This window comes from Capsulimonas corticalis (assembly GCF_003574315.2).
GTDB lineage: Bacteria > Armatimonadota > Armatimonadia > Armatimonadales > Capsulimonadaceae > Capsulimonas > Capsulimonas corticalis.
Genome location: NZ_AP025739.1, coordinates 4,027,858 through 4,048,430, shown reverse-complemented (window position 1 = coordinate 4,048,430; position 20,573 = coordinate 4,027,858). Strand labels below are relative to the sequence as shown.

The window sequence follows — 20,573 nt, the reverse complement described above, 5'->3', positions numbered from 1 at the left end:
TGGAGAGGTGCCGGAGTGGTCGATCGGAACTGTCTTGAAAACAGTCGTAGGTGCAAGCTTACCGTGGGTTCGAATCCCACCCTCTCCGCCATATGGCCCGTCAACGAAAAATCCCCCTCGGAGCGCAGCTCCGAGGGGGATTTTGATTTTTAAGACGCGACCGCGGATTCCGAAGTTTCCGTGTCCGTTGTCTCCGGGGCCGGATCACCGTCCAGTCCCATCGGCGCTCCCTTGCGGAAGACGATCTTGTTGTCGTCGTCGGCGTCCACCAGAATGGTGTCGTTCGCCTGGAACTTGCCAAGCAGAACTTCCTCGGACAGCGGATCTTCGACCAATCGCTGCACGGCGCGGCGCAGCGGGCGCGCTCCGTACTGCGGATCGTAGCCTTCCTTCGCCAGGACTTCCTTCGCCTTTTCGGTGACTTCGAAGTCCATGCCCTTTTGCGAGACCTGCTTGCTGACGCGGTCCAGCATCAGCGTGACGACCTGCTTGATCTCGTCTGCCGAGAGCGGGTGGAAGACAATCGTCTCGTCCACGCGGTTCAGGAACTCAGGGCGGAAGACGCGCTTCAGCTCGTCGTTGATCCGGCCTTTGACGCTTTCCATCTGCCGCGCGATATCGGCGGCGGTCTTGTCGCCGCCCGTTCCGCGGAAGCCCATCTCACGCTCGCCCTGGATGGAGCGCGCGCCGATGTTGCTGGTCATGATCAAGATGACGTTCTTGAAGTCGATGACGCGGCCGTGCGAGTCGGTCAGGCGGCCGTCTTCCATCACTTGCAGAAGCAGGTTGTAGACTTCCGGGTGCGCCTTTTCGATTTCGTCGAGCAGAACCACCGAGTACGGATTGCGGCGGACCGCCTCCGAAAGCTGGCCGCCCTCATCGTAACCGACGTATCCGGGAGGCGCTCCGACCAATCGCGAAACGGCGAAGCTCTCCATGTACTCGGACATGTCGATGCGGATCAGGTTCTCTTCTTTCTCGAAGAGGTACTGCGCCAGCGCGCGGGCAAGCTCCGTCTTTCCAACACCCGTGGGGCCCAGGAAGATGAACGAGCCGATTGGGCGCTTGGCGTCGCGCAGTCCCGAGCGGGAACGGCGGACGGCCTTGGCGATCGCTTCGATCGCCTCGTGCTGCCCGATGATGCGCTTGTGCAGCTCGTCTTCCATGCGGAAGAGCTTCTGAGTCTCGGCTTCCACCAGACGAGAGACGGGAATGCCGGTCCAGGAGAAGACGATCTGCGCGACTTCATCCTCGTCGACCGACTGCTTCGCATTCTTGCGCGTTTCCTGCCAGCCCTCGTCGAGCTCCTGCACTTTTTCTTCCAGCTCGCGCCGGCGAGCTTGCAGCTCGTACGCCTTGTCATACTGCCGGTTGTTCGGCAGGCTGCTCAGCTCTTTCTGAACCGCGTTCAGCTCGATCTTAGCGTCGCGCAGCTCCTGCGGCGGCATCGCGCCGCGCAGCCGGACTCGGGATGACGCTTCGTCGATCAAGTCGATCGCCTTATCCGGCAGATAACGATCCGAGATATACCGATCGGACAATCGCGCGGCGGCTTCCAGCGCATCGTTGGTGATCTCCACCTTGTGATGCTGCTCGTACCGGGCGCGCAGCCCCTTCAGGATCTCGATGGCGTCCTCGACCGACGGCTCCTTGACCTGGATAGCCTGGAAGCGGCGCTGCAAAGCGGCGTCGCGCTCCACATACTTGCGGTACTCATCCAGTGTGGTGGCGCCGATGCACTGAAGTTCTCCGCGCGCCAGGGCCGGCTTCATGATATTGGAGGCGTCGATGGCGCCTTCCGCCGCGCCGGCGCCGACCAGCGTGTGCAGCTCGTCGATAAAGAGAATCACTTCTCCCTGCGCCTTGCGAACTTCCTCCATCACGCGCTTCATGCGCTCTTCGAACTCGCCTCGGTACTTGGTGCCCGCGACCAGAGCCGCGAGGTCCAGGGCCACGACGCGCTTGTCCTTCAGGAAGTCCGGGATATCGCCCATGACGATCCGCTGCGCCAGGCCCTCGGCGATCGCCGTTTTGCCGACGCCGGGTTCGCCCAGAAGACACGGATTGTTCTTGACGCGGCGAGAGATGATCTGGATGACCCGCTCGATCTCGCTGGCGCGTCCAATGACCGGGTCCAGCTTCTCATTGCGGGCGAGCTCCGTGAGATCACGGCCAAACTCGTCCAGGGTTGGAGTACGGGTTTTGGCGGGCGCCCGGGCCGGGCTGTTCGCGCCGGCCTCGCCGCCGCCTTCCTGCAGGTGCATGACTTCCCTCCGAGTACGCTCCAGATCCACTCCCAGCTTGGAAAGCACGCGTCCGGCCAGGCCCTCGCCCTCACGGATCAGACCGAGCAGCAGGTGCTCCGTGCCGATGTAGTTGTTGTTAAGCTGGCGGGCCTCATCATAAGCAAGGTCGATGACTCGCTTGGCGCGGGGGGTCAGCTGCATATCCTGGCCGAGTCGGCCGTCGCCGCGCGACACCTGGCGCTCGATTTCCGAGCGGATGCGTCCGAGGCTCACACCGATCCGATCCAGGATACGGGCGGCCACGCTATCGTTCTCGCGGACCAATCCCAGCAGCAGATGCTCGGTGGAAACGTAATTCTCACCTAGGCGACCCGCTTCCTCCTGTGCGTAAAACACGACCTTACGGGCGCGCTCCGTGAATCGTTGCCACATTTTATTTCTTCTCCCGTATTTTGCCGATCGCCCAATCCGTACCCGAAACTTGAGGTTTCTTCATTGTTCCGCATTTTGCCGGTGTTGTTACCAGTTTATTTCCCACAATTCGGCGAAACCTACTCACAAAACCTTTTTATCGGGCTGCGCGGCGCTGCGCTCTGATTACATTACGGATCAAAGCGGGCCGGCGGTTCTCTTCGTAGAAAGTATTTTGCGCATTTATTCCGGAAACAAATTCCGTTCCGATGCGCATCGACACCAAAAGTTCGCGAAACGCCGCCCTGGATCCGCCCGTCTCCATCCCCAGCTCGTCGCCGAGCCGCAGCATCGATAGGATGGACATTGCGTCCGTGGCGGAAAGCCGGCTGGCTTCGCCGAGTTTCGCCAGCGCCTCCGTGACTTTCGAGATAATCATCGAACGCTCGTTCCGCCACAGCAGTTCCCGAGCCGCCTGTTCGTCCGCCACGATGAACGTGGTGACCGCCGAAAGCCGCGCGAGGATCTGCCGCTCGGTCATTCCCAGACTGACGGCGTTTGAGAGCTGGTAGACATCGCCCGCCATCGCGACATCTTCGCCGTAGCTTCCGCGCACCGTGACGCCAAGCGTGCGCGCCGCCGATAACGCATCGTCCAGCTTGCGCGCAAGCGTCAGGCCCGGCAGATGCGCCATGACCGAGAGCCGCAGCCCCGTGCCGCAGTTCGCCAGGGACGAGGTCAGGAACCCATAGCAGTTATGGCGGGCGTACTCCAGATCCTCGGCCAAACGATCGTCGAGTTCGTCGGCGATCCGCCACGCGCCGCTCAGCTGCAAGCCAGGCAGAATGGCCTGGATGCGCAGATGGTCTTCTTCGTTGACCATCACGCTGGTGGTGTGCTTATCGTCGACAAGAGCCCAGCGCGACGGCCCCGCCGTCGCGTGCTGGACGCTGATCAGATGGCGGTCGATCAGCGCCGCCCGCTGGACCGCGTTCAGCCGGTCGATCTCCACCACGCGCAGGGCGATTTCGCCTTTGGTGCGCCGGTTGTTCGCGGCGATGACCGCCTGCCCGACGCGGCTCAGCGTCCCCGCATCGGCTTTGCCCGGAAACGGATAACCGCCCAAGTTGCGCGCCAAACGCGCGCGGGTCGAGAGGACGACATCGGCCGCCCACCCCGCTTCGCTCGTCCATATCGGCAGGCTCGCGCCGCTCGCCTCGCTACGCTTTTCCAATGTGCTCCACGGCGCCATGGATCCGTGAAAGCGCATGCAGAACTTCGCTTTCAAAGATCTCGTAGCAGAAGGCGCAGCCCATGTGACCGTTCTGATAGAGATCGGCCCGCGTCAGGCCGCACTTCGGACAAATATCCGTCGATGCCTGCCCCGCGCCGATATCGCCGCTCCCCGTCTTCGCTTCCATGGATGCTCTCTCAAACAATCAGACACGGCGGAGCGGCGAAAAGGCTCACTCGACCGGCGTCCCCGTGGTCTGCGTGTGCTCCCGGTAAGCCGCGATCAATTGACGCGTGATCGGACCAGGCTTGCCGTCGCCGATTTTGCGCCCGTCGAACTCCACCGCCGGAATGACTTCGGCGGCCGTTCCGGTCAGGAAGACCTCATCGGCGTTATAGACGTCGTACTGCGTGATGATCGGCTCGGACACGGCGAGACCGACGGCCTTCGCCAGCTCGATGACGGTATCGCGGGTGATGCCCTGCAAAATGCCGATCGACGCCGGCGGAGTGGTGATCGCGCCGTTCTTGATCAGGAAGATATTGTCGCCGGTCGCTTCGCCGACATAGCCTTCGCGCGTCAGCATCAGACCTTCGCCGGCGCCGTAGCGGTTGGCTTCGGCCTTCGCCATGATGTTGTTGATATACTTGCCCGTACACTTGACGCGCGGGTCGATCACGTCGGGCGAAGGCAGGCGCGTCGATACGGTCACGACAATCAGGCCGTTCTCGTACATCTCCTGCGGATACAGGGCAAGCTGCTCGCACGAAATGTAGACATTGGCGCCGCTCTTCATGTGTTTTGGATCGAGGCCCAGCCCGACGCCGCGCGTAACGGTGACGCGAATGTAGCCGTTCCGGTGCCCGTTGGCCTTGACCGTTTCGACGATGCTTTTGCGCAGCGTCGCTTGATCGACCTTGAGCTCGATATTCAGCGCCTTCGCCGAATAGTAAAGCCGCGCGACATGCTCATCCAGCTTGAAGACACGATTATTGTAAACACGGATGCCTTCAAAAAGACCGTCTCCGTAAAGCATTCCGTGATCGTAGAGCGGCACAAACGCCTGCTCCTTCGGAATTAACTCGCCATTAATACACGCAAATTGCGGCTCGGCCATCCCCGGCCCTCCTCACAAATGATAGTTTAGTATAGCATGGCGGCGTGTATTGTTCAAGTCCGGCCGAGACGGCGCGCCGCTCCACGGCAGGAGTCGCGCCAGGCGACGGCGTAATGGAAGGGCAAACCCATGATAACAGAATCCCGTCCGACCGTCCATTCTCCGCAATCCGAGTATCAATCTCGCTTTGACCGATTTCAAGCCCAGGCTCAGCAGTTATCCCGCCAGGACAACCGTCTCGCCTTGTGGCGCTTCCTCTCGTTCGCCGCCGGCCTCGCCGCCTGCTGGCCGGCCTTGTTCACCCATTCCGCGCCGGCATGGCTGCCGGCGCCGTTCGCCGCCGTCTTCGTCGCGCTGTGGATTGTCCATGAACGCGTCGGGCGTAATCTGGAGCGAGCCAATCGCGCCGTCAGTCACTATCAGAAAGCCCTGGACCGCCTGCAAGGACGCTGGGCCGGAAAGGGCAACGATGGCGCGCGCTTCCTCGATCCGCGCCATCCGTACGCAATCGATCTGGATGTCTATGGCCGAAACTCCCTCTTCGAGCGCATCTGCGCCGTGCGTACGAAGATGGGCGAAGAGACGCTCGCGCGCTGGCTCAGCGCGTCCGCCGCCCCCGAGGCGATCCGGATGCGCCAGGAAGCTGTCCGGGAGCTGACGGCGAACGCCGATCTGCGCGAGGAGCTGGCGCTGCTTGCCGAGACGGATCTTAAGGCGCCGCTGGATCAGCTTGCCGCCTGGGCGACATCCGCGCCGCTTCCCAATCTCACACGCCTGCGCGCCATCGCCGCCGCGCTCACACTCGCCGCGATCGTGACGGGAATCTACTTCCTGGCCGGCGGCTCGCTGGTTCCGCTGCTCATCGTCGTCGGTGTTGAGATCGCATTTAGCATGCCGACGCTCAGCTCCGTCCGCGCGGTGATCAAGGCGGTGGACCGACCGGCCCGCAATCTCAAGACTCTGTCAGCGGTGCTCAGCTATGTCGATCGTCAGAGTTTCCAGTCGCCGATGCTTCAATCGATGCAGGCGCGTGTCCGAACGAGCGGGCGCGGTCCGGCGGCGCAGGTCGACCATCTGCACGATTTGATGAGCTATCTTTCCGTCACCAGTAATCCATTCTTCGCACTCATCGCCGCCGTCCTGATGTGGACGCACCATTTTGGTCTCGCCATCGAAGCCTGGCGCCAAGCAAACGGCGAAAATCTGATCGCATGGCTGCAAATCGTGGGTGAATTCGAAGCGCTGCTCTCCCTTTCGGGTTATGCGTACGAGAATCCCGATGACATCTATCCCGAAATCGAAACCGCGCAGACCGCATATCGCGCGACCGGCCTCTCCCACCCGCTTCTCCTCGCTGGCGTCGCGGTCCGCAACGACCTGTCGCTGAGCGACGAGACACAACGCCTCTTAATCCTCAGCGGCTCCAACATGTCCGGCAAAAGCACCCTCATGCGCGCCGTCGGCGCCAACGCCGTTCTCGCCCTCTGCGGCGCGCCCGTGCGCGCCACCTCACTGCGTATCAGCCCAATGCAGATCGGCGCCTCAATCCGCACTCAGGATTCCCTGGAAGACGGCGTCTCGCGCTTCTACGCCGAGATCCAGCGTCTCCAGGAAATCGTCACGCTCTCTAAAGACAACAAGCATCCCCTGCTCTATCTCCTCGACGAGATCATGCACGGCACCAACTCCCACGACCGCCTCATCGGCGCCGAAGCCGTCCTGCGCGCCCTCAGCGCGCGCGGCTCCCTCGGCATGGCGACCACACACGACCTCGCCCTCGCGCGCATCGCCGCCGACTCTGCGCTCGCGGCGGCGAACGTGCATCTGGAAGACCAGATCATCGACGGGAAGATGAGCTTTGATTATCAGCTACGGCCTGGGGTTGTGGAGAAGAGCAACGCGCTGGAGTTGATGCGGGCGGTGGGGCTGGAGGTGTGAGGGATAGTCCCTATTCCCCCGGCGCTTTATCGCGCTTCCCCCTTTTGCCCAGAGGTAAAAGGGGCGCTCATCATTGTGATCCTTGCTCGCTCGACAAGTATGTTTGATGAATGCTTTGCTTTCGTAATCATGATCCTCACGTTTATGTGACGAGTGAATGGCTAAAATGAGTGGCTCCCCTTTTCCCCTGCGCAGCAGCTTGTTGGGAAAGAGGGGGAAGCGCGATAAAGCGCCGGGGGAATAGGGACTTGACCAAAAAACAGCCGCCCGGCAATCGCTGGGCGGCTGTTTCGATCTCAAAGGAACTCGAACGTCAATCTACCGAACGTTCGCGGACACCTGCGGTCCCTCGGCCTTCGCCACCGGAATCGCCGGCGCGGCGATTGGAGCCACCGGCGCGATCAGCGACTGGGCGCCGGAAAGCGACGGATTGTAGAAAGTGGACGGGACGAGGCCTAGAAGGATCGAAAGGAGCGCGCAGAAGCCGACCGCGATCGACGCACCGGGCGAGTTGTTCCAAATGCCCGTCGGGAACTCGCGACGAGCGGGCTTGAAGTACATGCGGACGATAATCCACAGGTAGTAGAAGACGCCGACGACACTTGCCAGAAGGCCGATGGAAGCCAGCCAGTACTCATGCGCCTGAATGGCGCCGGAGAACAGGAAGAACTTGCCGATGAAACCAGCGGTCGGCGGAATGCCTGCGAGCGACAGCATGAAGATCGCCATCAGCGCGGCGGCGGCCGGCTGGCGCTCCGACAGACCTTCCAGATCCTGGATCTGCGTCAGCTCATCGCCGCGACGCGCCAGCAGGATCAAGATCCCGAACGCGCCGAGGTTCATAAACGTGTAGGACAGCACGTAGAAGATGATGCCTGCGCGGCCGACTTCGTTCTGCGCGATCAATCCCACCAGGATGTAACCAGCGTGCGCGATGCTGGAGTAGGCCAGCATGCGCTTGATATTCGTCTGCTGCACGGCGATGATGTTGCCGACGATCATCGTCAGGATCGCCAGCGCCCAGAGCACATCATGGAAGTAATGCGAAACCGGCAGGAAGGCGATGGCGACACGGATCAATGCCGCGAAGGCGCCCGCCTTGGCTCCAGCGGACATGAAGGCCGTAACCGAAGTCGGCGCGCCTTCGTACACATCGGGGGTCCAGGAGTGGAACGGCACGATCGCGGCCTTAAAGCCGAGGCCAACCAGCAGCAGCGCCATTCCCGCAATCGAGTAGACCGATTGGAGACCGCCCGGGACCTGCGCCATCAGATCGAGGCGCGTAGTGCCCGTGCCGCCGTAAAGCAGCGCGATGCCGTACAGGAAGAAGCCCGAGGAAAATGCGCCCAGAAGGAAGTACTTCATGGCCGACTCTTCGGAGCGCGCTTCGGTGCGGGCGAAACCGGCGAGAATGTACAGCGCGATCGACAGGACTTCCAGGCCGACGAAGATGGTGATCAGTTCGCGGCTGGTCGCCATCAGCATAGCGCCCGATGTCGAGAACAGCATCAGCGCGTAGTATTCGCCGTAGTTGATGCCCTTGAGCTGGATATACCGCTCGGAGAGCAGAACCGACAGGCCGGCCACGATCAGCAGAATGAACTGGAAGAGGATCGCGAAGTTATCGGCGGCGACAGAGCCGGCAAATGCGTTCAGCCCGCGTCCCCAGAGCGCCGCGCTGGCGAACACCGCCGCCACAAGGCCAATCAGCGAAATGCCGACCAGAAGTCCTTTACGGTCACGGGGCAGCGCCAAGTCCACCATCAAGACAATCATCGCGGTGAGGATGACGATCAGCAGCGGCGAGACGGCGAAAAAGTCGTTCGAAGGTATCGAAATCATGAGCGATTAGTCTTTCAGATGTGTCAGTGCGGCGGACGCCACCGCAGGCATCTTGCTGAGCGCATTCACAGGCGCCGCGACCGGAATCGGCGTCGCGGCGGCCGTCTGCGCGCCGCCGGCGCTCGACAAAATGTCGCTGACCGAAGAGTTCAGTTTGTTCAGGATCGGGGTCGGGAAGACGCCGATGATGAAGATCAGCGCCACCAGCGGCCACAAGGCGAGCTTCTCGCCCGGCGTCGTATCCGGCAGCGATTGGTTCTCAGGCTTGTCGAGCGGACCGTACATCACGCGCTGGAACATCCAGAGCATGTAAACGACACTCCAGATCGCCGATGTGGTGGCGACAGCCGTCGCCCACGGGTAGGTCTGGAACGAGCCGGCCAGCATCAGGATCTCGCCGGCGAAACCGCTGGTGAGCGGAAGCGCGACCGACGAGAGCGTGGCGATCAGGAACAGCACGGTAAAGCCCGGCATCACCTTCATCAGGCCGCCGTAGTCCGCGATAGCGTACGACTGCCGACGCGAGTAAAGCGCGCCGCCCAGGATGAACAAAGCGCCGGTCGTGATCGTGTGGCTCACCATCTGGATGACGGCGCCCGCGATACCGATGCCGGTCATCGAGAAGATCGCCAGCAAAATCACGCCGATGTGCGAGACGCTGGAGTAAGCGATCAGGCGCTTCAGGTCGGTCTGCATCGACGCGACTAGCGCGGCGTACACGACGCCGATGACGGCCAGGACGATGATCGCCGGGGCCAGCGCATGCACCGCGTTCGGGAACATCGGAATGCAGAAGCGAATGAAGCCGTAAAGCCCCATCTTCAGCGCGACCAGGATGATCGAGCCTCCGGTCGGCGCTTCGGCGTATGCGTCGGGCACCCAGGTATGGAAGGGCCAGATCGGCGCCTTAATTCCAAACGCCAGGAAGAAGCCGCCGAAGAGCAGCATCTCGGTGGTCAGATGGCCGCCAAGAACGGCCGGCAGAGCCGCCTGGAGATCCGGCAGATCGAAGCTGGTCGCGCCGGTCAGGAAGTACACTCCCAGGATCGACACCAGCATCAGCATCGAGCCGACCATGGTGTAGAGGAAGAACTTCACCGTGGCGTAGATGCGCTTCGGACCACCCCAGATGCCGATGATGAAGTACGCCGGGATCAGCATCGCTTCCCAGAAGATGTAGAACAGAACCAGGTTCAGCGAGAGGAAGACGCCCAGAACGGCGGTCTCCATCAGCAGCACCCAGAAGTAGTACTGATTGTGCCGCTCATTGATGTCCTTGGAGACGCCGACGATAAAGGGAAAGATTCCCGTCGTCATCAGCACCATCAGCAGGGACACGCCGTCCACACCCAGCAGGTAGTTGACCGATCCCTTGCTCAGGGCGATCCACGAATGCTTCTCCAGCAACTGGAAGTGCGGAGCGCCGGCGGCGTAAGTCTGGGCGGAGTTAAAGTTGGCGTAGATCAGCACGGAGACGACCAGCGTCACGATCGTGCCGACGAAGGCCACCATACGGGCGCCGCTCGGATTGTTCTTCATCGTCAGCGCGACGACGGCGAACACGAGAGGCAGGAAAATAACAATTGACAGCCACGGTATATCGTTCACACGCAATGCTCCTGAAAGAGGCGGCGGGCGCTATTCGCGCCTACCAGCCGTGTCCTGACCGTTGGAAGACGATGAACAGGACGAGAATAATCCCGATGACCATGGAGAAGGCGTAGTTGCGGACATAGCCGCTCTGCGCCAACCGCAGCTTGGAGCCGGTCCAGCCGGTGAGCGCGCCCACCCCGTTCACAATACCGTCCACGACATCGACGTCGAACGTCTTCCACAGCCAGTAAGAGAACTTCTTGCCCAGATGGACGAACCAGAAATTGTAAGCCTCATCGACAAAGTACTTGTTGAGCAGCACCCAGTTATACCAGCCGGGGCTGAACAGGTGCCGGTCGGCGCGCGCTTGCGGAGACATCAGCTCGCCATTGGGCTTGCTGCGGTAAATGCTGATGCAGATCCCGATGATCACCAGAATGACGATCATCAGACCATAGCCCAGCGGATGCTCCAGCGACGGCTGCAGCAGCGTCGGCGCGTAATCCTTTGTTGTGACGGAAGGCGCCAGGTACTCGGAGAAGTCCTCATACTTCAGCACCGCCCAGCCGGTCAGGGTGGACAGAGCCGCCAGGATCACCAGCGGAATTGTCATCAGCGGGCTGGATTCATGCGCATGCTTCGCGGCTTCCGTTTGAGGGGCGACCAGGAAGGTCTTGGAAATCAAGCGGAACATGTAGAACGCGGTCAGCAGAGCGGTCACAGCGCCGACACCGTAGAACAGGCCATGAAGATCGGAGTGCACATTGAACATGCGCCACAGGATCTCATCCTTGCTCCAGAAACCGGCGAAGGGAACAATGCCCGCAATCGCCAGCGTCGCGATGATCATCGTGCCTGCCGTGATCTTCGTGCGTCCCAGCAGGCCGCCCATATTGCGCATATCCTGCGGATCGTTCGGATCGGGGCCGGCGTTCGCGAGAACCTGACCGTGCGGCGCATCGCCATGCTCTTCGTGCGCATCGCCGTGTCCATGACCATGCTGCGCGTGCATCGCATGCTCAATGGCGTGGATGACCGAACCGGAGCCAAGGAAGAGACACGCTTTGAAGAATGCGTGTGTCATCACATGGTACATGCCGGCGGCGAAGACGCCCGCGCCGCAGGCGGCGAACATGTAGCCAAGCTGCGAGACCGTGGAGTACGCCAGGACTCGCTTGATGTCGTTCTGCATCAGACCGATCGTCGCGGCGAACAGCGCCGTCGCGATGCCGGTGAAGGCGATGACGCCCATCGCCACATCCGACAGCTCAAAGAGCGTGTGGGTGCGGGACACCATATAGACGCCGGCCGTGACCATCGTCGCGGCGTGGATCAGCGCCGACACCGGTGTCGGACCTTCCATCGCGTCCGGGAGCCAGTTGTAGAGCGGCAGCTGCGCCGACTTACCAGTCGCGCCGAGGAACAGCATCAAACACGCGAGCGTCGCCGCGCCGCCGATCATCTCGGGGTGCGAAAGCGCCAGTTGAACGAAGCCCGTTCCCGCGCCCACCAGAGACGCCGACGTCCCGGAAGTCGCGTGATAGAAGTCCAGCGTTCCGAAGTGCTGGAACAGCAGGAACATGCCAATCAGCACGCCGACGTCGCCGATACGGTTGACGATAAACGCCTTCTTCGCCGCGTCCCCCGCCGACTTCTTCTCATAGAAGAAACCGATCAGCAGGTAGGAGCAAAGACCGACGCCTTCCCAGCCGATAAACAGGATCAGCAGGTTGTTGCCCATAACCAGCAGCAGCATGAAGAAGACGAACAGGTTCAGGTAGGTGAAGAAGCGCGCAAAGCCCTTGTCCGCCGCCATGTAGCTGATGGAATAAAGGTGGATCAGACCGCCGACGCCGGTGATAATCAGCATCATCAGGACAGAGAGCGGATCGACCAGCAGTTCAAAGTTCACCTGGAACGGCGGAATGCCGCCGATCCCGGGAATGCTGAACCAGGGCATGAGATACGCCAGATGCTGCTTAGCGTCTTCCGGAGACGCCTGCACCTTCAAAAAGAGAGTGACGGCGACGAAGAAAGAGGCGAAGACGGCCGCCGTGGCAATAATACCCGCGAGCTTCTTCGTGGCCGTGCCGCCAAGTGCTCCATTGATCAAAAAGCCGATCAACGGAAAGAGCGGAATGAGCCAGGCGATTATATACGGGTCGGACAAGTTTGGCATTGCGCTGTCACTCCGAAAAACAAGGGCTCGCTGGCCCCAGAAACACGGGGGCTGCACAGCCCCCGAAAGAAAGGCTGTGTTAGCCCTTCATCAAATCGATTTCGTCCACGTTGATGGACATCTTATTGCGGAAGATAGACACCAGAATGCCCAGGCCCACCGCGACTTCGGCGGCGGCGACGGCGAAGACGAAGAGAACCATCATCTGACCGTCGATAAAGCGAGGGTTGGCGTATCCGCCGGCGGGCGTCAGCGTGCTCTGGTAGCGCGAAAACGCCACCAGGGTAATGTTCACCGCGTTCAGCATCAGCTCGACGCACATGAAGATCGTGATCGGGTTTCGCTTGATCAAAACGCCGACGACGCCAATGGTGAACAAGATCGCGCTGAGCACCAGATAGTAGTTTAAAGGGACTGCGGGAACCATGCGCTAAATCCTCCGCTTAGCCAGCATAACGGCGCCGATCGCCGCAACGAGCAGCAGGATCGAGACGACCTCAAATGGGAAAAGCCAGTAGTTCGTCGGCGAGTACAGCGCCAGACCGATCTCGAACGGCCCGATGGTGCCCGTGCTGAGCGGCTGGCCGCCATGGCCGATCGGAACCGCCACCACGGCGCTCGCGAGCAGGCCGACCAGCAGGACGCCCGCGATCGGTCCCAGAACCTTCTGCGGCTTCAAGTGATCGATGACCTGTTCCGGCGTGCCGAGATTGAGCAGCATAATCACGAATATAAAGAGGACCATAATAGCCCCCGCATAGACGATAACCTGCACCGCCGCGATGAACGCCGCATTCAAGGTCACATACAGGATGGCGACATTGAACAGCAGCATCACGAGAAAGAGCGCGCTGCGCACCGGATTGTCGTTCAGGATCATGCACAGGCCGCAGACGACCGCGATGGCCGCCAGCAGGCCGAATAGAATAAGTTGTCCAGACATAAGCTGTTTTTCGTTGTTCTCAGCGTCGCCGCAGGGCGACGCTACGGTTTGGTCGGATCCGGCACGATCATCATCTCTTTGGTGTAGATCAGATCCTTGCGGTTATCGTCCGCGAGCTCGCAGATGTCCTTTAGCTGAATCGCCTGAGTCGGACATGCTTCCTCGCAATAGCCGCAGAAGATGCAGCGCAGCATGTTGATTTCGTACTGCGCGGCGAACCGTTCCCCCGGAGAGCGGCGATTTTCGTCGGTGTTCTCGGCGGCGACCACCAGAATGGCGTTCGCGGGGCAGGAGCCGGCGCACAGCGAGCAGCCGATGCACTTCTCCATGCCGTTTTCGTAGCGGTTGAGTACGTGGCGCCAGCGCGCGCGGCGCGGCATCGGGCGGCGTACATCCGGATATTCGATCGTCACGCGCTCCTTGTTGGAGTAGCCCTGCGTGATTCCCAGTCCGGTCAGCGGCGCTTTCGCCTCCTGACCCAGAGTTTTGATGTTATCCCAGAGTCCCATGGGAGTTAACCTTTCTTTGCGGCGAACGCATCGTCAAGAGGGGCCTGGGCCGCAGCGGCGAGCGCCGCTTCGCTCAGCGCGTTCGGAGGCAGAGTCTGCGCGCCATGTCCCGAGTGCTCGGGAACGGTGCGATACGGCTGAGCCTCACCGTAAAGCCGGACGGTAGTGTCGCGGCGGGAGTTCGTGGTAAAGCTGTTGGCCGCCTTGCTTCCGGCGAACACCACAAAGGCGATCCCGAAAACGACGAGCCAGGCGATCAATCCCGCCGGGTATCCCAGCGCCATCGCGATGGCGACCATCAGAATGTTGCCCAAGGCGATCGGCAGGACGCCGAGCCATCCGGCGCGCATCAGCATATCGTAGCGAAGGCGCGGCATGGTGGCGCGGACCCAGATAAAGAAGTACAGGCCGCAGAGGATCTTGGCGACGAGCCAGATCACCGGAACCAGCGCGGCGACAATGCCGCCGAGCAGCGGGCTGCTCTTGCCGACCAGCGGGCCGAGGAATGATCCGTCCAGCCACAGCAGCGGCGCATGGAAACCGCCGAAGAAGAGCGTCGCGCAGATCGCGCTGACGACGATCATGTTCGCGTACTCCGCCATGAAGAAGATGGCGAACTTCATGGAGGTGTACTCGGTGTGATAGCCGGCGACCAGCTCCGTTTCGGCCTCAGGAAGGTCGAACGGCGCGCGGTTCGTTTCGGCGAGCATCGAGATCGCGTAGATCAGCATCGCGACAAAGCCCATCGGGAAGAACTTCAGCAAGTTCCACTCCGGAAGCCCCAGACTGCTGAAACCCTGCTGCATGACGACGTCATGCATGCTCAGGCTGCCCGTGAGCAGAACGACCGTCACGATCGCCAGCCCCATGCCCAGTTCATAAGAGATCATCTGGGCCGAGGAGCGCAGGCCGCCCAGCAGCGAATACTTGTTGTTCGACGCCCAGCCGGCCAGCACGACGCCGTAGACCGCCAGCGATCCCCAGGCCAGGAGGTAAAGGACGCCAACGCTGACGTTCGGCGCGGAAGCGCCCCAGGTCAGGCTCGGTCCCCACGGCACAACAGCGGAGGTCACCAGCGCGGGAATCAGGAAGACGATCGGCGCGAGGACGAAAAGGACGACGTCCACGTTCGTCGGGTTCATGTCTTCCTTGAGCAGAAGCTTCACGCCGTCGGCGATCGTCTGCAAAAGTCCGAACGGTCCAACGCGGTTCGGTCCCTGGCGCTGCTGCATGAAGCCGAGCAGGCGGCGCTCCCACCAGACCAGCGGGGGAACAACCAGCAGGATCGCGAACAGTCCGACGAGGACGCGCACGACGATGCGGATCAGGTCGATCCACCAGTACTCGGCCGGCATGTTGCCGGTCCCTGTGTGCGCCGGATCGACGTTAAAGAAATAGTGAAAGAACAGATTGGGTGTCATGGATGTTTTGCCTACGACGCCGTTTCCACAGCGCTGACAGGCGCAGCCTTCGCGGCGGCGACCTGAGCGATCTCGCGCGCAATATCACGCGGCGAGATGTACGGGACATGCTTGCCCAATCGGACCAGCAGATCGGCGGCGATTTGCCAGTCGGGCTTGCTCTGGCCGCGCGGCTCGATCGCCTTTTTGAACTTCTGGATGCGGCCTTCGATGTTGGTGAAGGTGCCTTCCTTCTCGATGAACGAGCAGGAGGGCAGGAAGACGTCGGCCTGACGTCCCGCGCCATTGTTGAACAGGTCCTGAACGATCAGGAACGGGACTTTGTTGAGCGCGTTCGCGACAAGCTCCTGATCCGCGAAGTTCTTCAGCGGATCCGGGCCCATCAAATAAAGCGCCTTGATCGTCCCATTCACGCAGCCTTCGAGGATGCCGCGCGTGTCCAGGCCGGGCTCCGCCGGCAGCGGACCGCCCCACAACGTCTCATACACCGGTCGCGCGCCGTTGCTGACGCTTTGCAGCGCCGGCAGGCGGTCCGGAAGGACGCCCATGTTGACGGCGCCCACCGAGTTGGCGTCGGGAAGAAGCACATTGAGCTTCGCGCCGGACGCCGCGCAGGCCGCGCGCAGGGCTTCGATATCTGCGACAGGAATGTTGTGCCAGGCCAGAACGATCGTTCCGGCGCCAAGCGCGATCGCGTCGGCCACTTCCGTGGACTTCACGTCGTCATTGCGGAAGTAGTTCGCGTTGCCCTTGGAGATCGCCTTGTAGACGCGTAGCCACAGAACGGGAAGCACATCGTCGATCTCGGCGCCGACCGCAACGATCGTCTTCGCGGTTCCGACCTCCGCGATGCTGGTCTGCATCGGGATGTACGGCGCGTCGTTCGTGCGGTGGTCGAGATTGTTCGTACCCAGACCGTTGCGGAAGAGACGCTGGAACAGATACAGATCTTCGTTGGAGCAGCGCGGGGACGCGATGCCGGCGACGCTGTTCGGGTTGGTCGCGGCGTAATCCTTGAGCGTCTTCGAGACGGCGTCGAGCGCCTGGCCCCAGGTCACGCGGCGCAGCTGCGAGGCCATCCGAAGATGCGGCTCGTTGATGCGGTCCGTGCTGTTGACCCAGTACTGCTCGAACTTGCCCCGGTCACAGGTCCACTCTTCGTTGACTTCCTCGTTCAGCCGGCCGTTCACGCGCATCAGCTCGCCATTGCGTGTTTGAACGGCGATGGAGCAGCCGACGCCGCACATGGAGCAGATCGAGTCCTGCGACTGGAACTCCCACGGGCGAGCCGCGAAGCGATAGGTGCGCGAGGTCAGGGCGCCGACCGGGCAAAGCTCGATCGTGTTGCCGCTGAACTTGCTCTTGAAGCCTTCGGGAGTGAATGGAGAGATGATCGCCGAATTGCCCCGGCTTTCGATGGCGAGCTCGCCATCGCCCGAGATCTCCTCGGTGAAACGGGTGCAGCGCGCGCACTGGATACAGCGCTCGCGGTCCAGAACGACATATTCCGAGATCGGAACGGCCTTCGGGAAGTGACGCTTCTCATCGACGAAACGCGTGACGCCCGGACCGTACTGGAAGGTCATGTTCTGAAGAGGACACTCGCCGCCGCGATCGCAGATCGGACAGTCCAGCGGGTGGTTGATCAGGAGAAACTCCAGAATTCCGCTCTGCGCCTGCTTGACTTCGGGCGAGATCGTGTCCACCACCATGCCCTCGGCGACCGGTACGGTGCAGGCCGTCTGGATCTTGTTCATCTTCTCGATCTTGACAAGACACATGCGGCAGGCGCCCGCCGGCTTCAGCCGTGGGTGGTGACAGAAATAAGGGATATCGGCGCCGGCCTGAAAAGCCGCCGTGATGACGAGCGTCCCTTTCGGAACGCTCACTTTTGTGCCGTCAATCGTCAGATTGACGAGTTCAACCGCCGGAGCCTCCTGAGGCGCGGCCGGCGCAGTCGCTGTGTCTGCCATACGTGCTTCCTTAAACCCCCGCCATCTGCAGCGGCGCGAACGCGCGCTTCTTGCCGCCGGCGCCGTTACGGATCAGTTCTTCGTACTCTTCACGGAAGTAGTAGATCGCGCCCTTGCCCGCAAAGAAGCCCGCCAGCGGCATCGCCGCCGCGTCGCCCAGCGCGCAGAAGGAGCGTCCGAAAATATTGTTCGAGATATCGAGCAGAAGGTCGATGTCTTCCGGCCGGCCGCCGCCCGCCATGATGCGGTCGTGGATCTTGACCAGCCAGTTCGTCCCCTCGCGGCACGGCGTACACTTGCCGCAGCTTTCATGGGCGTAGAAGTGCATCAGACGAGTCATCAGCGCGGGAACGCTCACCGTCTCATCGTACACAATCAACGCGCCCGATCCAAGCAGCGATCCGGTCTTGCCCAGCGCCTCATAGTCGTAGGGCGTGTCCAAGAATTCGGGGGGCAGCAGCGGGGTCGAGGAGCCGCCCGGGATAAAGAACTTCAACTTCTTATCGTTCTTGATGCCGCCGCCGATCTCATAGATGATCTCGCGGACCGGAGTGCCCAGTACGATCTCATAGTTGCCGGGCTTCTTCACATGTCCGCTGAGCGTGATCAGCTTGGTGCCGCGGCTCGCCGGGCCCGCGCCGGGAGTGCCGGTGCCGACCTTCGCATACTCGGCGCCGCCCATGTTGATGATCGGAACCGCTGTGGCGATCGTTTCGACATTGTTGACAATCGTCGGGGAATCCCAGACGCCGCTGATTACGGGCAATGGAGCCGACGGGGGCTTGTGCCGGGGCATGCCGCGCTCGCCCATCAAGCTGGACATCAGCGCCGACTCTTCGCCGCACTCATAGGCGCCGGCGCCCATATGCACGTACATATCGAGATCGAAGCCGCTGCCTAAGATATTCTTTCCGAGGAAGCCTTTGGCGTACGCCTGATCGATGGCCTTTTGGATCTGGCGGGCCGGCTGGATATACTCGCCGCGGATGTAGATATAGCACGCCTTGGAGCGGATGGCCCAGCAGGAGATAATGCAGCCTTCCACCAAAAGGTGAGGAAGCGCGTTCATCAGGTCGCGGTCCTTCGCGGTGCCCGGCTCGCCTTCGTCGGCGTTCACGACCAGGTAGTGCGGCTTGTCCCAGTTCTTCGGGATGCCGTTCCACTTGATGAACGTCGGGAATCCGGCGCCGCCTCGGCCGCGCAGTCCCGAAAGCTTGACCTCATTGATGATGGCTTCTTGATCCATCGTCAGGGCCTTGCGGACCGCGTTGTATCCCTCGTGCTTCAGGTAGACGTCAATGTCGTCGATCCCCGGGACTTGACGGTACTTGTACAAATATTGTGGCTGTTCACTAGGCATCTTGGTGATGGAACCTTCTCTAATTACTTACGCGCCAGATCCGCGAGGATTTCGTCGACCTTCTCGGTCGTCAGATCCTCGTAGTAGGTGTCGCCCACCATCATGCACGGCGCATTCGCGCAGGCGCCCAGGCATTCGGCGGTGTTCAGCGTGAACTTGCGGTCCGGTGTGGTCTCGCCGCGCCCGACGCCCAGCTTTCCGCCGATGTGGTCGATCAGCTCATCGGCGCCAACCACCATACAAACGATGTTGTGGCAGACTTCCAGGTGATGACGGCCGACCGGGGCCTTGTTGTACATCGTATAGAAGGTGGCGACACCTTCGACATACGCCGGCGCCAGGCCGAGATATTTGGCGACATCGGCCATCGCTTCGCGCGGCAGCCAGTTGTCGTTTGCCGCCTGCGCGACCCACAGCGCCGGCAGCAGAGCCGCCTTCTTCGTGGGGTACTTCGCGATCAGCGTATCGATCTTTTTGTAAACTTCTTCAGTGAGCATAGGTGTTAAACGAGTTTCGTCATCGCGCTCATCGCGCCCGGCGCCGCGCTGATTAGCGGTCGATGTCTCCCAAAACGATGTCGATCGAGCCAATGACGGCGACGACGTCGGCGATCATCAGTCCTTCGACCATCTTCGGCAGCGCCTGAAGATTGTTGAAGCTGGGTCCCTTGATCTTCACGCGGTACGGGATTCCCGAACCGTCGCTATAGATATAGTAGCCCTTTTCGCCGCGTCCGCTCTCGACGGCCGCGTAGGTTTCGCCGATCGGGGGGTGATATCCTTCGGTGAAAAGTTTGAAGTGGTGGATCAAGCTTTCCATCGAGGTGTCCAGCTCGGCGCGCGGCGGCGGCGCCACCTTGCGGTCGCTGGTCATCACCGGACCGCCGGGAACGTCGCGCAGCGCCTGCACCAGAATGCGGTGGCTCTGCTTCAGTTCTTCCATGCGAACCAGGAAGCGATCGTAAACATCGCCGTTCTGGCCGACCGCGATATCGAACTCGAACTCATCGTAGCCGGTGTACGGGTTAGACTTGCGCAGGTCCCAGGCGACGCCCGAACCGCGCAGCGACGGGCCGCTCATACCCCATGCAATCGCGTCTTCCGCCTTGATAATACCGATATTGGAAAGCCGCTCGACAAAGATCGGGTTCTTGGAGATCAGGTTGTTGTACTCAGACAGCTTCTTAGGGAAGGCGTCGACGAACTTCCCGACCTTGTGGAACCAGCCATCAGGAACGTCGCCGCGCAGGCCGCCGGGACAGATCCAACTGGTCATCATGCGGACGCCCGAGAGCATTTCCTTCATGTCCAGAATGGCGTCGCGCTCACGCCAGGTGTAGAAGAAGAGCGTCATCGCCCCAATGTCCAGCGCGTGCGTGCCGAGCCACAGCAGGTGCGACGCGATCCGCTCCAGTTCGTTGAGGATCAGCCGCAGGCGACGCGCCCGGGGCGGAACTTCCACGTCCAGCAGCTTCTCCACCGCCAGCGAATAGGCGAGGTTGTTCATCAGGTTCGAGAGGTAATCCTCGCGGTCAGTGATGGTCAGCGCCTTGTAATAGGTCATCGACTCCATGGTCTTTTCCAGACCCGTATGGAGGTAACCGATATGCGGCGTCGCCTTCTGGACGTTCTCGCCGTCCAGCTCCACGACGAGACGCAAAACGCCGTGCGTCGACGGGTGCTGCGGGCCCATGTTGACGATCATCAGATCCCGATCGTCTTCCTGAATCCGCTGAACATCCACGCCTGCGCCGAGTTTCGCCTCGATCGCCCGTTCCTTCAAATCGCGCTCAGTTGTCGCCATATTG

At 61.3% G+C, this 20,573-nt stretch carries 16 protein-coding genes and 1 tRNA gene; 2 read left to right on the top strand and 15 right to left on the bottom strand.

The genetic code is table 11. The features are described 5' to 3' along the window. Nucleotide 1 precedes the first annotated feature (1 nt). Nucleotides 2-91 (top strand) — tRNA-Ser (locus tag D5261_RS17355). A gap of 58 nt (nt 92-149) precedes the next feature. Here the strand turns inward: D5261_RS17355 and D5261_RS17350 are convergent. From D5261_RS17350 to ilvE, 4 genes are all read right to left on the bottom strand, one after another. Then, on the bottom strand, nt 150-2,678 hold the full coding sequence (locus tag D5261_RS17350; RefSeq protein WP_119322342.1) for an ATP-dependent Clp protease ATP-binding subunit: 2,529 nt from the start codon (nt 2,676-2,678) through the stop codon (nt 150-152). A 136-nt stretch (nt 2,679-2,814) separates the two neighbouring features. Further along, the gene (locus D5261_RS17345) at nt 2,815-3,891 is read right to left on the bottom strand and encodes an ATP--guanido phosphotransferase (protein WP_165864321.1); all 1,077 of its coding nucleotides are present in this window, start codon (nt 3,889-3,891) and stop codon (nt 2,815-2,817) included. Beyond that, on the bottom strand, nt 3,878-4,078 hold the full coding sequence (locus D5261_RS17340) for a hypothetical protein (protein ID WP_119322344.1): 201 nt from the start codon (nt 4,076-4,078) through the stop codon (nt 3,878-3,880). The genes D5261_RS17345 and D5261_RS17340 overlap by 14 nt, the downstream gene beginning before the upstream one ends. Nucleotides 4,079-4,123: 45 nt before the next feature. Beyond that, nucleotides 4,124-5,008 carry a branched-chain-amino-acid transaminase gene (gene ilvE / locus D5261_RS17335; RefSeq protein WP_119322345.1) on the bottom strand — a complete coding sequence of 295 codons (885 nt, stop codon included), beginning with the start codon at nt 5,006-5,008 and terminating at the stop codon, nt 4,124-4,126. Between the two features lie 129 nt (nt 5,009-5,137). Between ilvE and D5261_RS17330 the strand changes: the two genes are divergently transcribed. Further along, nucleotides 5,138-6,946 (top strand): MutS-related protein, encoded by a 1,809-nt coding sequence (locus tag D5261_RS17330; protein WP_119322346.1) that lies wholly within the window; start codon nt 5,138-5,140, stop codon nt 6,944-6,946. A 318-nt stretch (nt 6,947-7,264) separates the two neighbouring features. Here D5261_RS17330 and D5261_RS17325 read toward each other — a convergent pair whose 3' ends face one another. The 11 genes from D5261_RS17325 to nuoD all read right to left on the bottom strand — a co-directional run bounded on the left by D5261_RS17325 (nt 7,265) and on the right by nuoD (nt 20,569). Continuing rightward, nucleotides 7,265-8,788: an NADH-quinone oxidoreductase subunit N gene (locus D5261_RS17325; RefSeq protein WP_119322347.1), complete on the bottom strand. Its 1,524-nt coding sequence runs from the start codon at nt 8,786-8,788 to the stop codon at nt 7,265-7,267. Nucleotides 8,789-8,794: 6 nt separating this feature from the next. Continuing rightward, on the bottom strand, nt 8,795-10,396 hold the full coding sequence (locus D5261_RS17320; protein WP_165864322.1) for a complex I subunit 4 family protein: 1,602 nt from the start codon (nt 10,394-10,396) through the stop codon (nt 8,795-8,797). Between the two features lie 40 nt (nt 10,397-10,436). Then, nucleotides 10,437-12,560, bottom strand: coding sequence for an NADH-quinone oxidoreductase subunit L (locus tag D5261_RS17315; protein WP_119322349.1), 2,124 nt, complete (start codon nt 12,558-12,560; stop codon nt 10,437-10,439). 79 nt (nt 12,561-12,639) lie between these two features. After that, entirely contained in the window at nt 12,640-12,987 is a 348-nt protein-coding gene (nuoK, locus tag D5261_RS17310; protein WP_119322350.1) for an NADH-quinone oxidoreductase subunit NuoK, read from the bottom strand. A 3-nt stretch (nt 12,988-12,990) separates the two neighbouring features. Beyond that, nucleotides 12,991-13,503: an NADH-quinone oxidoreductase subunit J gene (locus tag D5261_RS17305; protein WP_119322351.1), complete on the bottom strand. Its 513-nt coding sequence runs from the start codon at nt 13,501-13,503 to the stop codon at nt 12,991-12,993. 41 nt (nt 13,504-13,544) lie between these two features. Then, the gene (gene nuoI, locus D5261_RS17300) at nt 13,545-14,012 is read right to left on the bottom strand and encodes an NADH-quinone oxidoreductase subunit NuoI (RefSeq protein WP_119322352.1); all 468 of its coding nucleotides are present in this window, start codon (nt 14,010-14,012) and stop codon (nt 13,545-13,547) included. A 5-nt stretch (nt 14,013-14,017) separates the two neighbouring features. Then, complete coding sequence (nuoH, locus tag D5261_RS17295; RefSeq protein ID WP_245992583.1) at nt 14,018-15,433, bottom strand: NADH-quinone oxidoreductase subunit NuoH; 1,416 nt, start codon at nt 15,431-15,433, stop codon at nt 14,018-14,020. 11 nt (nt 15,434-15,444) lie between these two features. Next, a complete protein-coding gene (nuoG, locus tag D5261_RS17290; protein WP_119322353.1) occupies nt 15,445-17,406 on the bottom strand; it encodes an NADH-quinone oxidoreductase subunit NuoG in 1,962 nt (653 codons plus the stop codon). Between the two features lie 10 nt (nt 17,407-17,416). Further along, a complete protein-coding gene (gene nuoF, locus D5261_RS17285) occupies nt 17,417-18,766 on the bottom strand; it encodes an NADH-quinone oxidoreductase subunit NuoF (RefSeq protein WP_119322354.1) in 1,350 nt (449 codons plus the stop codon). 23 nt (nt 18,767-18,789) lie between these two features. Then, nucleotides 18,790-19,263, bottom strand: a complete 474-nt coding sequence (gene nuoE / locus D5261_RS17280) for an NADH-quinone oxidoreductase subunit NuoE (RefSeq protein ID WP_119322355.1) — start codon at nt 19,261-19,263, stop codon at nt 18,790-18,792. A gap of 52 nt (nt 19,264-19,315) precedes the next feature. Beyond that, a complete protein-coding gene (gene nuoD, locus D5261_RS17275) occupies nt 19,316-20,569 on the bottom strand; it encodes an NADH dehydrogenase (quinone) subunit D (protein WP_119322356.1) in 1,254 nt (417 codons plus the stop codon). Nucleotides 20,570-20,573: the final 4 nt, after the last annotated feature.

Excerpts from the sequence above, each read along its gene's own strand:
- nuoD (WP_119322356.1), bottom strand. The coding sequence starts at position 20,569 with ATGGCGACAACTGAGCGCGATTTGAAGGAACGGGCGATCGAGGCGAAA.
- D5261_RS17350 (WP_119322342.1), bottom strand. The coding sequence starts at position 2,678 with ATGTGGCAACGATTCACGGAGCGCGCCCGTAAGGTCGTGTTTTACGCA.
- ilvE (WP_119322345.1), bottom strand. The coding sequence starts at position 5,008 with ATGGCCGAGCCGCAATTTGCGTGTATTAATGGCGAGTTAATTCCGAAG.
- D5261_RS17340 (WP_119322344.1), bottom strand. The coding sequence starts at position 4,078 with ATGGAAGCGAAGACGGGGAGCGGCGATATCGGCGCGGGGCAGGCATCG.
- nuoI (WP_119322352.1), bottom strand. The coding sequence starts at position 14,012 with ATGGGACTCTGGGATAACATCAAAACTCTGGGTCAGGAGGCGAAAGCG.
- nuoH (WP_245992583.1), bottom strand. The coding sequence starts at position 15,433 with ATGACACCCAATCTGTTCTTTCACTATTTCTTTAACGTCGATCCGGCG.
- nuoF (WP_119322354.1), bottom strand. The coding sequence starts at position 18,766 with ATGCCTAGTGAACAGCCACAATATTTGTACAAGTACCGTCAAGTCCCG.
- D5261_RS17330 (WP_119322346.1), top strand. The coding sequence starts at position 5,138 with ATGATAACAGAATCCCGTCCGACCGTCCATTCTCCGCAATCCGAGTAT.
- D5261_RS17315 (WP_119322349.1), bottom strand. The coding sequence starts at position 12,560 with ATGCCAAACTTGTCCGACCCGTATATAATCGCCTGGCTCATTCCGCTC.
- D5261_RS17325 (WP_119322347.1), bottom strand. The coding sequence starts at position 8,788 with ATGATTTCGATACCTTCGAACGACTTTTTCGCCGTCTCGCCGCTGCTG.
- nuoG (WP_119322353.1), bottom strand. The coding sequence starts at position 17,406 with ATGGCAGACACAGCGACTGCGCCGGCCGCGCCTCAGGAGGCTCCGGCG.
- nuoK (WP_119322350.1), bottom strand. The coding sequence starts at position 12,987 with ATGGTTCCCGCAGTCCCTTTAAACTACTATCTGGTGCTCAGCGCGATC.
- D5261_RS17305 (WP_119322351.1), bottom strand. The coding sequence starts at position 13,503 with ATGTCTGGACAACTTATTCTATTCGGCCTGCTGGCGGCCATCGCGGTC.
- nuoE (WP_119322355.1), bottom strand. The coding sequence starts at position 19,263 with ATGCTCACTGAAGAAGTTTACAAAAAGATCGATACGCTGATCGCGAAG.